Source organism: Caballeronia sp. INML2 (genome assembly GCF_023631365.1).
GTDB classification, from domain to species: domain Bacteria; phylum Pseudomonadota; class Gammaproteobacteria; order Burkholderiales; family Burkholderiaceae; genus Caballeronia; species Caballeronia turbans.
In genome coordinates, this window is record NZ_JALQDH010000065.1 from 96,235 (window position 1) to 110,621 (window position 14,387).

Sequence of the window (14,387 nt, forward strand, 5' to 3'; positions counted from 1 at the left end):
CGCCGCTATTTGGCCTTCACCTCGTTTTCCAGCGGCTGGTTCTTCTCGAAGGCCGTGATGCTTTGCAGCGTGGTCTCGCAGATCGTCGTCAATGCTTCACGGGTCAGATACGCCTGATGCCCCGTCACGATGACATTCGGAAACGAGACGAGCCGCTGGAAAATGTCGTCGGTGATGATTTCGCTCGACAGATCGCGGAAGAAAAGATCTGCCTCCTGTTCGTAGACATCGATCGCGAGACCGCCTAGCTGCCCGGTCTTCAACGCCTCGATGACGGCCTCCGTATCGATCAGCGCGCCCCGGCTCGTGTTGACGAGCAACGCACCGGGCTTCGCGCGCTTGAGCGACTCTGCATTGATGATGTGATGCGTCTGCGGCGTCAGCGGACAAAACAGCGCGACGATGTCCGCCCGCTCGCCGATCTCTCCGGGCGTCGCATAGTGCAGGCCGAGCGCCTCGAATGCCTTCGACGGATAAGGATCGTAGCCAATCACGTTGCAGCCGAAGCCCTGCATGATCTTCGCGAAGACGCAGCCGATCTTGCCCGTGCCGACCACGGCGACCGTCTTGCCGCACAGATCGAAGCCGATGAGCCCGTCGAGCGAAAAGTTCGAATCGCGCGTGCGGTTGTATGCGCGATGCACCTTGCGATTGATCGCGAGCAGAAGCGCAACCGCGTGCTCCGCCACCGAGTTCGGCGAATAGTTGACGACGCGCACGACCTTGATGCCGAGCTTCGCGGCGGCCGCGAGATCGACATTGTTGAAGCCCGTGCAGCGCAGTGCGACGAGACGCGTGCCGCCCTTGTGCAATGCTTCGAGCACTTCGGCATCGGCCTTGTCATTGACAAAGATGCAGACGGCGCCGTAGCCCGCCGCGAGCTCGACCGTATCCATATTGAGCGACATCTCGTGATACCTGAGCTTGTGCTTCTCGACCTTGTTCGCTTCGTCGAGATACTCGCGCTCGTAGGGCGTCGAGCTGAAGATCGCCACTTCCATGATGTTCTCCTCCGAGATTTTGACGGCATGGTGACGCAAGGCTAACCCGCGGCAAGCGATATGGCGATCTGCACGAAAAGCACTTTGACGATGGTCATCGACGGGAAGATCATCGCGTACATGATGTCGGGCTGATCGGTCGGCGCGACGCGATTGGCGAATGCGAGGATCGCCGGATTGCCGGTCGCGCCGCAGATCACGCCGACCGACGTATCGAAGGGAAGCCTGAAGATCCACAGGCAGCAGACTGCCGTCACACTCACGAGAACCAGCAGCGTGATCACGCCGTAAAGCAGCAGAAGCGGCCCGGCCGTGGCCACGGTCGCGACGAACTTGGGCCCGCAGGAAATGCCCACTTGCGCGAGGAAGATCGTGAGGCCGAGGTTGCGCAGCACGAGATTCGCCGACAACGGCATCACCCAGACGAACGGCCCGTTGCGCCGCGCCTTGCCGAGACACAGCGCGACCAGCAGCAACGCGGCGAGCCCCAGGCTGAACGCGCCGAGGCCGGGAACCGGCAGCGGAATCGCACCGACGAGCAAGCCCAGGGCCGCGCCGATGCCGAGGCAGATGAAGCTCAGATCGGCTGTGCCCTTGATCGAATCGCCGAAGAACGTGCGCATCGTCGCCTGATGCGCGCGATTGACGAGCAGGCCGACGCGGTCGCCCGCTTCGAGGATCAGATCGGGTGTCGAGAGCATGTCGGCGTCGCCGCGGCGCACGTGCGCGATCGCGCAGTTGACGCCATCGGGAAAGCGAATATCGCCGAGCGCCATGCCGACGACCGCCGGATTCGACGCGAACACCCGCATGTAGTCGAGGTCTTCGCGATGACTCGTCATCCGTCCCGGCTGCAACTCGCCGCACAGCGTGGCGGCTTCGTCGAGCAGGCGGCGGTCGGTGGCCGTGGCGAGGAGCACATCGTCGGCGCGCAGCGTGAAATCGGCCGTGGGCAACTGATTGTGATGCGCGCGCCGCACCGCGGCGATCGCCACGCCGGAAGGCAGACGACGAGTAAGCTCCGCCAGCTTCAGACCGACGAAGTTCGCGTTTCTCAGCGCGATCTCCGCCGATTCGATCAACTTCGCCGGCGGCTTCTGAATCTTTACTTTCAGCGCCACGCTGAGCAGATAGATGAACAGGATCGGACCGGCAACGCCGAACGGATACGTGATGCTGTAGGCCACGGCTGCATCGTTGCTTTTCATCGATGCGATCGCGACCTGCAGGCTCGCCGTGCTGGTTCCGCTGCCGGCGAACATGCCGAGCGCATCGGCGAGCTTGATGCCGAAGTGTATGAAGGCGCAGGAAACGAGGCCCGAGACGACCACGCCGATGCACGCCGCCGCGTTCGCCTTCGCGCCCTCGCGGCTTGTCAGCCCGTGAAAGAACTGCGCGCCATACTGAATGCCGATGCCGTAGAGAAACAGCAGCAGCCCGAGCGTGCCGAGCAACGCCGGGGGCGCGGACTTCGGCGCGAATGCACCGATCGCGAGCCCGACGAACAGAACCGCGCCGGAACCGAGCGCCACGCCTTTGATGTTGATCTCGCCGATCAGATAACCCAGCGCAATCGTCAGGAAGAGCGCGAACAGCGACTGATTCTCGAGGAAGGTCCTGACTGCATCCATGCCGCCTCCTGTGGGTAGACAAAGCAACTCAGCAGTACACGAATATTAAAGGCGCTTTGCGCGGCGCAGTCCAGCATCACCGCGTAATCGACGCACGATCAACATGCAACCGATGCATCAATCCGATTCGAGCACGACGACGCTGCGTGCGCCGGCCCGGCACGCGCCGCGTTCGATCGCCGCCGTTTCGACATCCGGAACAATGTCCCTGGGCGATTCGGCCGACGTATCCACGATACGCCGCCAGCTCCGGTTGTCGAGGACGGGCAGCGCGACATCACGCGGCTCGTCGTGCATGTTGAAGACGATGTGCAGCATCGGCTCGCCCGCCGCCTGTCCAGCGAGTGTGAACGCCACGAGGCGCGCGCCCGGGTCATGCCACGCGGGCGCGTCGAGCCGTTCGCCGTGCCATGCGACATCGGGCTGCGTTTGCCCGTTCGCGGGTTGTCCTGTCAGAAAGCGCCGGCGGCGCAGGCTCGCGTGACGCTTGCGCAGCGCGATCATCTCGCGCACGAAGCGCAGCATGGCGCGGGCGTTGTCGGAGAGCTCCCAGTCGATCCACGAGAGCGCGTTGTCCTGACAGAAGGCGTTGTTGTTGCCGCGCTGGCTGCGCAGGATTTCGTCGCCGGCGAGCAGCATCGGCACGCCCTGGCTCAGAAGCAGGATCGCCATGAAGTTGCGCGCCTGTCGAAGCCGCAGGCCGATGATCGCCGGGTCGTCGGTCGCGCCTTCCGCGCCGCAGTTCCACGACAGATTGTCGTTGCTGCCGTCGCGGTTGTCCTCGCCGTTCGCCTCGTTGTGCTTGGCCTCGTAGCTCACGAGGTCGTTCAGCGTGAAGCCGTCGTGACAGGTCACGAAGTTGATGCTGTTCGCAGGCAGCCGGCCATCGCTCTGATAGAGGTCCGCGCTGCCCGCGATGCACGTGCACACCTCGCCGACGATGCCCGGATCGCCACGCACGAAACGCCGGATCACATCGCGGTAGCGCCCGTTCCATTCGGTCCACGCCATGCCGGGAAACGAGCCGACGTGATAGAGGCCGCCCGCATCCCAAGCCTCGGCGATCAGGGGCACGCGCGCCAGCACCGGCGAAGCTTCCATCGCCCACGGTAAAGGCGGCGTGCCCAACAACTCGCCGTTCTCGCCGCGCACGAACACGCTCGCGAGATCGAAGCGGAAACCGTCGACGTCCAGTTCGCGAACCCAGTATTCGAGGCAGCGCAAGATGAAGGCCGATACCAGCGGATGATTGCAGTTGAGCGTGTTGCCGCATCCGGTGTAGTCGCGGTAATGTCGCCCGTCGTTCGCATCTATCTGATAGAAGGTCTCGTTGGCGAAGACCTTGAAATGAATCACCGGTCCGTTCTTGCCCGCCTCCGACGTGTGATTGAACACGACGTCGAGCAACACGCGGATGCCCGCCGCGTGAAGTGCGTCGACGAACGCGCGGAACTCCTGCGGCGCGCACGCGGGCTCCACGCAATAGCGCGGATGCGGGCTGTAAAAGCTGTGCGTGCTGTAGCCCCAGTAGTTGCGCAGGCCACGCGCCGCGGCGGAAGCGGGAATGTCCTGTTCGTCGAAGGCCATCACCGGCAGCAGTTCGACGTGCGTGACGCCGAGCGCCTTCAAATAAGGAATTTTCTCGATGAGACCCGCGAACGTGCCGGGATGACGCACGCCGCTCGACGGATGCCGGGTAAACCCGCCGACGTGCAGCTCGTAGATGATCGCCTCGTCGAGCGTGCGAACCTCGACGTCGTCGTCAGGGCGGCCGAGCGGCTCCGTGACGATGCCCCGAAGGGACGCGTGCCCCGCCGCATGCGCGTCGGCGGCATGCTGACGATCATAGAAGCGGTCGCTCACGCCGCGCGCCTGCGGATCGATCAGTTCCTTGCGGCTCGCGGCCTCGTCGCTCATCTGCGGCACGCCGAGGGGACCGTATGCGCGCCACGTATAACAACTGCGCAACGGAAGATCCTCGACGAACACATGCCAGAAGAGATACGTGCGGTTCGCGTCGCCCGACAGCGCGATGACCTGAAACGGCTCGGCACTTTCTTCCGATGCGTACAGCAGCAGCTCGACGCGCGTAGCGCGCCGGCAGAACGCGCAGAAGTTGACGCCGCCCGGCATGACCGTCGCGCCGATGGGAAAGCGCGAGCCGGGCTGCGTGCGATAGATCCTTTGCGCGTGCGCTTCAGGACTGAGCAAGATCGATCCTCACCGGATGCGTCGTCCAGATGCGCTCGCAATATTCGCGGATCGCGCGGTCCGACGAGAACTTGCCCGAGCGTGCCGAATTCATGATCGACATGCGCGTCCATTGCCGCGCATCGCGCCATGCTTCGCTCACGCGGTCCTGACACGCGACGTAATCGGCGAAATCGGCGAGCACGAGGAAGGGATCGTGTTGCAGCAGGCTATCGACGAGCGGGCGGAACATCTCCTTGTCCCCGCGCGAGAAGCGGCCTTGCGCGATCTCATCGAGCGCATCGCGCAAGTCATCGTTGCCCTGCGCGTAGTCCGCAGGCCGATACCCCGCGCGCTTCAGCTCGTCCACTTGCTGCGCGCTGAGGCCGAAGAGGAAAAAATTCTCCGCGCCCGCTTCCTCGCGAATCTCCACGTTCGCGCCATCCAGCGTGCCGATCGTCAATGCGCCGTTGATCATGAATTTCATGTTGCCCGTGCCGGACGCCTCCTTGCCCGCCGTCGAAATTTGCTCGGACAGGTCCGCGGCGGGATAGATCCAGTGCCCGTTCTTCACGTTGAAGTCGGGATAAAACACCACTTTCATCCGGCCTTTGAGGCTTGCATCGTTGTTCACGACTTCCGCAATGCCGTTGATCAGGCGGATGATGAGCTTCGCCATCGCATAACCCGGCGCGGCCTTTCCGCCGAAGATGAAGCAGCGCGGCGCCGTATCGAGATCGGGATTGCGGCACAGGCGCCGATAGAGACTGATGATGTAGAGCGCGTTCAGATGCTGACGCTTGTATTCGTGGATGCGCTTCACCTGGATGTCGAAGAGCGCGCCCGGATCGACGTCGATGCCGGTCGTATTCCTGATGCGCGCCGCGAGCGCAGTCTTGTTGTCGCGCCGGATCGCGCGCCATGCGTCCTGGAAGGCGGTGTCGTCGGCGTGGGCCGCCAGCGCGTCGAGTCGTGCGAGATCGGTGCGCCAGCCGTCGCCGATCGTCTTATCGAGAAGGCGCGCGAGCCCCGGATTGCTCAGCATCAGAAAGCGGCGCGGCGTGACGCCGTTCGTCACGTTAAGGAAGTGCTCCGGGAACATCTCGGCGAAATCGCGCAGCACGGTCTGCTTCAACAGGTCCGAATGCAGCGCCGCCACGCCGTTGACCGCATGACTGCCGACGGTCGCGAGATTCGCCATGCGCACTTTCCTGTCGCCGGTTTCGTCGATGAGCGACATGCGCTTCACGCGCTCTTCGTCGCCGGGATACTGGCGGCGCACGTCATCGAGGAAGCGGCGATTGATTTCGTAGATGATTTCGAGCGGGCGCGGCAACAGGCTCTGAAAGAGCGGCAGGCCCCATGTTTCGAGCGCCTCGGGCAAGAGCGTGTGATTCGTATAGGCGAAGGTGCGCCGCGTGATGTCCCACGCCGCATCCCATGAAAGCAGACGCTCGTCGATGAGCAGGCGCATCAGCTCCGCCACTGCGACCGAAGGATGCGTATCGTTGAGCTGCGCCGCGAAAAGGTCCGCGAACTGGTCGATCGACGTGCCCTTCGCGTCCATCATGCGCAGCATGTCCTGAAGCGAGCAGGAAACGAAGAAATACTGCTGCGCGAGACGCAGTCGCTTGCCGGCCTCGGGTTCATCGTTCGGATAGAGCACTTTCGAGAGCGTCTCCGAGACGACCTTTTCCTCGACGGCCTCGTAGTATTCGCCCGCGTTGAAGTCCTGAAAATCGAAAGACTCGACCGCCTCGCTTTTCCAAAGGCGCAGGATGTTGCACGTATCGACGCGATAACCCTGCATCGGCATGTCGCATGCGACGCCTTTCACCTGGCGCCGCGCAATCCAGCGCACGCGCAGCCTGCCATCCGCATCCGTTTCGCTTTGCGTGTGTCCGCCGAAAGACACGTATTGGCTGATATCGGGGCGGACGATTTCCCACGGGTTGCCCTTTTGCAGCCACTTGTCGGTGGTTTCCACCTGCCAGCCGTCGCGGATCTCCTGATCGAAGATGCCGAACTCGTACCGTATGCCGTAACCCATAGCCGGGATTTCCAGCGTCGCGAGCGAATCCAGATAGCACGCGGCGAGGCGCCCGAGGCCGCCGTTGCCGAGCCCCGGCTCTTCTTCGATGGCAAGCAGCTCGTCCAGATCGTGACCGAGCGCGTGCATCGCTTCGCGCGCTTCGGCTTCCATGTCGAGATTGAGCAGGTTATTGCCGAGCTGCGGGCCGATCAGGAATTCGGCCGACAGATAGCAGGCGACCTTGACGTCCTTCGCCGCATAGACCTTCGTCGACGCGGCCCAGCGCGCGAGCATGCGATCCCGCACGCTGTACGCGAGCGCCATGTACCAGTCCTGCTGTGTCGCGATGTCGGGATAACGCGCCTGACGGCAGATGAGATTCCTCATGACGTCGTGCTGGAACGCATAGCCGGGCACGTCGCTCGCGGCGGCTTTCGCGTTCGCGACTGCATCGGTTGCGGAAACATCGCTCATGGCCGTCCCCCGTTCGGTTCATCACACTGAGCAAGGATATGTTAGGCGGCGGGGATTACAAGCGGCACGCGCGTTGCATCCACGCGTGCCGACAGCTTCATTGTTTCGATTCGCGCAATCGGTACACCGGGCCGTGGAGCGCTATTGCACGCCTTCGAGCAAGCCGAGCGCCATGGCGCGGCGCACCGCGTGCTTGCGCGAACTCGCGTCGAGCTTGCCGAAGAGATTCTTCAGATGCCACTTGACGGTGCCTTCGCCGACCGCCGCCGCGAGCGCAATTTCCTTGTTGCTCAGGTTGCGCGCGAGGAGTTCGAGAATCTCGCGCTCCTTCGGCGTGAGGATCACGCTCGGCAACGCGCGCGGGCCGCCCTCGCCGGAACGCGGCGGCACGCGCACGACATGCGGCGGCACGACGGGCCGCTCGCCCGGATTCACGTCGCCGGCTTCGCTCAGGCGCCGCGCCCAGTCCGCGAGCGCCGGATGCGCGTCGATCAGCACGCGCCCGAGGTGATACGTGCGCGCGAGGTTCAACGCTTCGAGAAACGGCGCGTGCCCTTCGCCGTTCGCCCGTTCCTGCGCGAACGCGCGCAAGGCCATCAGTTCGATGCGCTGGCGGCCGAGCTTCATCGTCGCGGCGAGCTGTTCCGCGTGCGCGAGCGGTTCGATGGCGGCCTGCCAGTCCTCCCGCGCGAGCGCCGCGCCGCCGTGCGCGGTCGACTGGAGCATGTGCATCGAGCGGCACCAGATCGGCCCGCGCGTCGCGCCGTGTTCATCGACGATCGCATCGATGCGCTCGACGAGCGCGTCGCAGGTCTGTGCGCGGTAACGGCCCGCGTGCGCCCGCACCTGCTCGGCAAGGCTCGTCGCGCAAAGACGCGGCAGGTTGCGCGCGACGCCCATCGCGTAAAGCATTTCGAGCAGATCGAGCGCGCGATGCTCGTCGCCGCGCACGGCCGCGATGCGCGCCGCCGTGCGGTAGGCGAGCATGACCGTTTCGGGCATCGCAGCGTGCTCGAGCACGTCGAGGCGATTGGCGAGCAGCGCGCCGGCCTCGTCGATGCGATCGTCCTCGTAGGCGATCGAAGCGCACGTCGCCGCGAACATGCACGTCAGCGGATGACGCCGCCCGAGATCGTCTTCGGCGCTCGCGAGCGCGGGCAGCAGCACGCTTTCGGCGAGCTTCACCTGTCCTTCCTGCAGCCACGTCAGGCCGACCATGTGATCGCCCCAGCGCACGACATAGCCGAGCCCCTTGCCGGTCTGCGCGCGCGTCACCGCCTGCTGGAGCCTGCGCGCCTGCGCGGGCTCGCCGAGCAGCATCGCGCGGGCGGCGAGGCGGTTCGCGTGCGCCTGCGCGAGCCATGAATCCTTCGGAGGCGGCGTCTGCGCCCACGGCTCGAAGAGCGCCAGGAAGCGGTCGGGATCGTCGGCGTACCATGCGGCCGCGCTCAGGATCAGCGCGCATTCGTAGCGCAGGGCGTCGTCGGCGCCCTGCGACGCCAGCACGCGCTCGACCTGACGCTGCGCCTCCTGATGACGTTCGCCCAGCGCGAGCGCCCAAGCGACGGCAAGGCACAGGCGCGGGCGTTTTTCCAGTTCGTCTTCCGGCAGGCGCTCCAGCCAGTCGAGCACGGTGCCGAGCTGGCCTTGCTTCACGGCATCGTGCAGCGACCGTTCCGCGAGTTCGTATGCGTGCTCGCGCTCGCCCGCCGCGTGCGCGTGACGCGCCGCCTGTTCGAGCATGCCGCGCGCGCCGAGCCAGCGCGCCGCACGCCGATGCAGCGCCGCGCGTTCATCGTCCGGAAGTGCGGTGAGCCGCGCCTGCAGCACGTCGCGCGCGAGCGGATGCATGCGGCACCAGTCGCTTGCTTCCGCCGAGACGAAGACGGGCGTGTCGCGCACGAGGCGCGCGAGACGCTGCGGCGCGTCCGCGGCGCCGGTCAGGCCGGCGCACAAATCGGGATGCAGCACGTCCACCACGCTGATGTCGACGAGAAAGCGCTCGTCGTCGGATGAAAGCTCGCTGAGCAGCGCCGCGACGAGCGGCTCGCGCAGGCCGCGCGGCCCCGCCGCGAGATTGTCGAGCGCCGCGCGCGGGTCCTGGGCGCGCGCCATCGCGGTGAGCGCGAGTTGCAGGCCGAGCGGCCAGCCATCGGTGATTTCGAAAAGGCGCGCGGAAGCATCGGCGTCCACGCGCCCGCCGAAGCGCTGCGTGACGAGCGCGATGGTGTCATCAACGCGAAAACGCAGCGCCTCCGGGCCGATGAGCTCCGCCTGCCCGTACGCGAGCAATTCCGCCGCCGGCTTGTCGAGCCCCTGACGCCCCGCCGCCACGATGCGCAGATTCTGCGGCGCGTTGTGCATCACGTAGTCGAGCATGTGTGCGCCCGAGGCGGGCAGCCGGTCGGCTTCATCGACGATCAGCACGACATCGAGCGATAACTGCGCGAGTTCGGCGAGCCACGCGGTGGCGAGTTCGAACGCGCCGGGCGCGCCCGGACTTTCGGCGATGAACCGCCCGAAGCCCGGACGCGCGCAGCCCGTGCGGATGGCGTGGACGAGCGCGCGCAGAAAACGCTCGGCGTCGTCGCGCTCGTCGGCGAGCAGCCACGCGACGGCCGCGCCGCGCGCCAGAAACTCGCGCCGCCACTGCGCGAGCAACGAGGTCTTGCCGTATCCCGCGCCCGCCTGCACCAGCACGATCTGGCTGCGGGCGCTTTCCGCGTTCAGGCGCGCACGCGCGAGCAGGCCCGACGGCGCGCGCGGCGCCATCGTCTTCAATACGAGTTCCGTGGAGGGGGAGTCGGTGGTCATCGGTCGATTTTTGTAATGCGCCTAGCATGGTTCGGATGGCGCACACGCGTCAAGCCCCCTCCCGCCGCGAGAGGGGCGCGCACGCGATGCGCGCACTACGATGCCCTCATCCGTGAAACTGCAAGCCGAAGGACCACCATGTACCGACATCTGCTCGTGCCCATCGAACGCAGCGACGCGTGCGTCGAGGCGATCGGCCATGCGGCCGAGCTCGCGCGATCGCTCGGCGCGCGCATAACGTTCTTGTGCCCGCAGGCGGGCGCGAGCGACGATGCAGCGCAGCATAGGCAGGCCGCGTCGCTATTGGCCCGCGCCGAAGCCGCGGCGCGCGCACAGGGCGTGCCCGCGTCGGTGCTGACATCGCATGGCAGGGCGGCGTTCGAAGGCATCGGCGGGCAGGCGGCGCGCGAGTACGACCTCGTGTGCATCGCGCACGGCGGGTCCGTGCCGCCCGTGCCGGGCGTCGCCGTGCTCGTGTGCCCGCGCGACGCCCGCCCGATGGTCGAAAAGGCGGTCGGCGCATTGCTCGCCGTGCATCGTGCGCGTTCGGATGCCTACGACGATGCGCTGCGCATGGCGCGCCCCGATGCCCGCACGATCGAGCGTCTTCGCGAAGCACATGGCGAAGAACACGCGCTGACGATGGCGTTGCGCGAGCGGACATCGTCGCTCGATGCCGAACTCGACGAACTCGCGCGCCTCGCCGGGCGCGAAGCGGCCCTGCTCGCGCGCATCGCGGAATCGGTCACGCACGACGGGACCGCCGGCGACGACACATTGCATGCGTGCGCGCGCTTCGCGTGGGAACGCATGGGACGCATCGAAGGCGTCGTGCTGCCGGCCGCGCGCCGTTATTTGCGCGACGAAGACTGGAGCGCGCTTGCCGGCGCCCCGCGCTGAACGTAACGAACGACACCGCAGACGAACAGAATGGCCCGTGCGATCCGCTTTCACGAAACCGGCGGCCCTGAAGTCCTGCGCTGGGAAGCGGTCGGCGTCGGCCAGCCCGCACCGTTCGAGGTGCGTCCGCGTCATGAAGCCGTCGGACTCAACTTCGCGGACACCTGCTTCCGCTCGAGCCTCCATCCGCTGCCGCTGCCCTCGGGCATGGGCGTGGAGGCCGCGCGAACGTCGCGCATCTGAAGGAAGGCGATCGCGTGACCTACACTGGATTCATCGACGCGAAGACGTCGCCGCGCGCGTGCGCGAACTGACCGACGGCAAAGGCGTGAACGCCGTTTTCGACAGCGTCGGCAAGACGGCCTTCGACGCATCGCTCGATTCGCTCGATTCGCTCACGCGGCAAGGTCTGATGATGTGGGTCGGCACGGCATCGGGGCCGGTTGCGCCCTTCGATCCGCAGCTGCTCGTGAAAAAAGGCCCGCTATATCTGACGCGTCCGGCGCTCGCCGATTACATCGCCGATCCGGCCGAGAAGAACGCGCTCGCCGATGCGCAGGACGCGCACCGCGATGTCGAAGCGCGCAAGACCACGGGTTCGTCCGTGTTCGTCGTCTGAGGAGACAACATGCATATCGAGCAGCTCACTTGCGCAATCGGCGCGGAACTGACCGGCGTCAATCTCGCCGATGCCATTCACGACGACGCGCTCTTCGCCGGAATCCGCCGCGCGCTGCTCGCGCATCGCGTGCTCTTTCTGCGCGATCAGGAGATCACGCGCGCCGAGCATGTCGCGTTCGCGCGGCGCTTCGGCGAGCTGGAGGATCATCCGGTCGCGGGCAGCGATCCCGAGCATCCGGGACTCGTGCGCATCTACAAGTCGCCCGATCAGCCGAACGACCGCTACGAGAACGCGTGGCACACGGACGCGACATGGCGCGTCGCGCCGCCTTTCGGCTGCGTGCTGCGCTGCGTGGAATGCCCGCCGGTCGGCGGCGACACGATCTGGGCGAACATGGTGCTCGCATATGAGAATCTGCCCGCGCATGTGAAGGAGCAGATCGCGGATCTGCGCGCGCGGCACAGCATCGAGGCGAGCTTCGGCGCGGCCATGCCGATCGGAAAGCGTCTCGCGCTCAAGGCGCAGTTTCCCGATGCCGAGCATCCCGTCGTGCGCACGCATCCGGAAACCGGCGAGAAGGTGCTGTTCGTGAACGCGTTCACGACGCATTTCACCAACTATCACACGCCCGCGCGCGTGCGCTTCGGGCAGGACGCGAATCCCGGCGCGGGGCAGTTGCTCGCCTATCTGCTGAGCCAGGCCTGCATACCGGAATATCAGGTGCGCTGGCGCTGGTCGAAGAACAGCATCGCGATCTGGGACAACCGCAGCACGCAGCACTACGCGGTGATGGACTATCCGCCATGTCATCGCAAGATGGAACGTGCGGGGATCATCGGCGACGTGCCTTTCTGACACTTCCGGCTGACATTCACTGACCGACAAGGAAATCACCGCATGAACGCATCACCGGACGCGCCGACGATCCTCATGGTTCCCGGCCTGCGCGATCACGTCGAAGACCACTGGCAGACGCATTTCGCCAAGGCCCATCCGAACGTGCGCACCGTGCCGCCGCTGCAACGCGACAAGCTCGATCGCAGCGCGCGCGTCGCCGCGCTGGAGGCCGAGCTGTCGCACATCACCGGGCCGGTCGTGCTCGTCGCGCACAGCGCCGGCGTGATGATCACCGTGCACTGGGCGCGGCAGCACCGGCGCGAGATTCACGGTGCGCTCCTCGTCACGCCGCCCGATTTCGATGCGCCACTGCCCGCAGGCTACCCGACGCCCGATGAGCTTCGCCTGAACGGATGGCTTCCCACTCCGCGCGAGCGCCTGCCGTTTGCGTGTGTCGTCGCGGCAAGCCGGAACGATCCGCTTGCGCGCTTCGAGCGCGTGGCCGGCATGGCAGATGACTGGGGCGCGCGGCTCGTCGATCTCGGCGAGGTCGGCCACATGAATCCGGCGTCGGGATTCGGCGTATGGCGCGAGGCGGAGCGGTTCATCGCGGAGATCGGCTGACGAGGTCGCGCAGCATGTCCGCCGCCGCCCGCGCCGCCACTTCGCAACCCAGCACGATATGCGCCTCGGCCGTATCTTCGATGAAGTCGTGACTGACGCCGCCGATGCTCGGCACGAACAGCATGCACGCCGGCACGTGATGCGCGATGACCTGCGCATCGTGCGACGCGCCGCTCGGCATGCGCTCCCACTGACCCGGCGCGAGCGCTTCGGCCGCGTTCGCGAGATGCGCCTGCAACGCGGCATCCATCGTCACGGGCTCTTCGGGCGGCTCGCTGTCCGTCATGGCGACGCTCGCACGGCCTTCGGCGTTGAAGTCGCAAATCAGTGAGGCGAGCGCGGCTTCCATCGCGCGCAGACGTGCGGCGCTGGCGTCGCGGAATTGCAGGTAAAGGTCCGCCGCGCCCGGCACCACGCTGAACGAGCCCGGATCGAGCTCGATGCGCCCGACCGTCCACACGGTATCGGCATCGGCGAGCTGGCGGAACGCTTCGTCCATGCGCGCGATGAACGCGACGAGCGCCGCGCCCGCGTCGCGGCGAATCGACATCGGCGTGGTGCCGGCGTGATTGCGCTGACCCGTGAAATGCAGCTTCAATTCGCGAATGCCCACGATGGTCGTCACCACGCCGATCGACTTCCCGTGTGCTTCCAGCCGTCCGCCCTGCTCGATGTGCGGCTCCAGATACGCTTTGTGCCGTGTCTTGTCGATGCGCACGCGCGCGGCTTCGGCGAGTCCGGCCTGCTTCAGCGCATCGCCGAGCAGCACGCCTTCGCGATTGCGCGCGCCGCGCACGGCGTCATCGACATTTTCGCCGACGAAGCTGCGGCTGCCGAGAAAGCCCGAGAACGTGCCTTCTTCGTCGATCCACGATGCGACGTCGACCGCGAAATGACGCGTCTGCCCGCATTCGGCGAGCGCGCGTGCGATCTCCAGGCCGTAGACGACGCCGAGCGCGCCGTCGAGCCAGCCGCCCGTCGGCTGCGTGTCGGTGTGCGAGCCGATCAGGAGCGCCGGCCCCGCGTTGCGCGAGCGGCCGAACACGGTGCCGACGCCGTCGATGGACGCGCTCAGGCCCGCGTCGTTCATGCGGCCGGCGAGCCAGCGGCGCGCGGCCATGTCGACCGGCGACAGCGACAGGCGCACGACGCCCGGGCCGGTCGCGCCGAACGTGCGCAGATGCTTGAGGTCGCTCAGCAGGCGGTCGGGGTTTATGTTCGACACAGCTTGTCCTTGACGTTGACGTTGACGTTGAGTACGT

The 14,387-nt window shown here is 66.1% G+C and carries 9 protein-coding genes and 1 pseudogene; 4 read left to right on the forward strand and 6 right to left on the reverse strand.

Annotation, left to right across the window (positions count from 1 at the left end; all coding sequences use genetic code 11):
* Positions 1-5: 5 nt before the first annotated feature.
* The 5 genes from NCT32_RS23210 to NCT32_RS23230 form a co-directional block, all read right to left on the reverse strand.
* Positions 6-1,001 (reverse strand): 2-hydroxyacid dehydrogenase, encoded by a 996-nt coding sequence (locus tag NCT32_RS23210; RefSeq protein WP_061117287.1) that lies wholly within the window; start codon positions 999-1,001, stop codon positions 6-8.
* Positions 1,002-1,042: 41 nt separating this feature from the next.
* Positions 1,043-2,632: an aspartate:alanine exchanger family transporter gene (locus tag NCT32_RS23215; protein ID WP_061117234.1), complete on the reverse strand. Its 1,590-nt coding sequence runs from the start codon at positions 2,630-2,632 to the stop codon at positions 1,043-1,045.
* Positions 2,633-2,749: 117 nt separating this feature from the next.
* Positions 2,750-4,843, reverse strand: coding sequence for a glycogen debranching protein GlgX (gene glgX / locus NCT32_RS23220; RefSeq protein ID WP_061117235.1), 2,094 nt, complete (start codon positions 4,841-4,843; stop codon positions 2,750-2,752).
* On the reverse strand, positions 4,830-7,328 hold the full coding sequence (locus NCT32_RS23225; RefSeq protein WP_061117236.1) for a glycogen/starch/alpha-glucan phosphorylase: 2,499 nt from the start codon (positions 7,326-7,328) through the stop codon (positions 4,830-4,832). Before NCT32_RS23225 ends, glgX begins: the two co-directional genes overlap by 14 nt.
* A gap of 141 nt (positions 7,329-7,469) precedes the next feature.
* Positions 7,470-10,142 (reverse strand): LuxR C-terminal-related transcriptional regulator, encoded by a 2,673-nt coding sequence (locus NCT32_RS23230; protein ID WP_061117237.1) that lies wholly within the window; start codon positions 10,140-10,142, stop codon positions 7,470-7,472.
* Positions 10,143-10,280: 138 nt separating this feature from the next.
* On the opposite strand from NCT32_RS23230, the gene NCT32_RS23235 reads away from it, so the two are divergent.
* From NCT32_RS23235 to NCT32_RS23250, 4 genes and pseudogenes are all read left to right on the forward strand, one after another.
* Complete coding sequence (locus NCT32_RS23235) at positions 10,281-11,042, forward strand: universal stress protein (RefSeq protein WP_061117238.1); 762 nt, start codon at positions 10,281-10,283, stop codon at positions 11,040-11,042.
* A 30-nt stretch (positions 11,043-11,072) separates the two neighbouring features.
* Positions 11,073-11,661: pseudogene (locus NCT32_RS23240) on the forward strand (zinc-binding dehydrogenase).
* 9 nt (positions 11,662-11,670) lie between these two features.
* On the forward strand, positions 11,671-12,519 hold the full coding sequence (locus NCT32_RS23245; RefSeq protein WP_061117239.1) for a TauD/TfdA family dioxygenase: 849 nt from the start codon (positions 11,671-11,673) through the stop codon (positions 12,517-12,519).
* Positions 12,520-12,561: 42 nt separating this feature from the next.
* Positions 12,562-13,125, forward strand: coding sequence for an alpha/beta hydrolase (locus NCT32_RS23250; protein ID WP_061117240.1), 564 nt, complete (start codon positions 12,562-12,564; stop codon positions 13,123-13,125).
* Here NCT32_RS23250 and NCT32_RS23255 read toward each other — a convergent pair.
* A complete protein-coding gene (locus NCT32_RS23255; RefSeq protein WP_061117241.1) occupies positions 13,106-14,350 on the reverse strand; it encodes a Zn-dependent hydrolase in 1,245 nt (414 codons plus the stop codon). The two genes, NCT32_RS23250 and NCT32_RS23255, sit on opposite strands and share 20 nt — an antisense overlap.
* Positions 14,351-14,387 lie beyond the last annotated feature (37 nt).

Excerpts from the sequence above, each read along its gene's own strand:
- NCT32_RS23210 (WP_061117287.1), bottom strand. The coding sequence starts at position 1,001 with ATGGAAGTGGCGATCTTCAGCTCGACGCCCTACGAGCGCGAGTATCTC.
- NCT32_RS23225 (WP_061117236.1), bottom strand. The coding sequence starts at position 7,328 with ATGAGCGATGTTTCCGCAACCGATGCAGTCGCGAACGCGAAAGCCGCC.
- NCT32_RS23245 (WP_061117239.1), top strand. The coding sequence starts at position 11,671 with ATGCATATCGAGCAGCTCACTTGCGCAATCGGCGCGGAACTGACCGGC.
- NCT32_RS23250 (WP_061117240.1), top strand. The coding sequence starts at position 12,562 with ATGAACGCATCACCGGACGCGCCGACGATCCTCATGGTTCCCGGCCTG.
- NCT32_RS23230 (WP_061117237.1), bottom strand. The coding sequence starts at position 10,142 with ATGACCACCGACTCCCCCTCCACGGAACTCGTATTGAAGACGATGGCG.
- NCT32_RS23235 (WP_061117238.1), top strand. The coding sequence starts at position 10,281 with ATGTACCGACATCTGCTCGTGCCCATCGAACGCAGCGACGCGTGCGTC.
- NCT32_RS23215 (WP_061117234.1), bottom strand. The coding sequence starts at position 2,632 with ATGGATGCAGTCAGGACCTTCCTCGAGAATCAGTCGCTGTTCGCGCTC.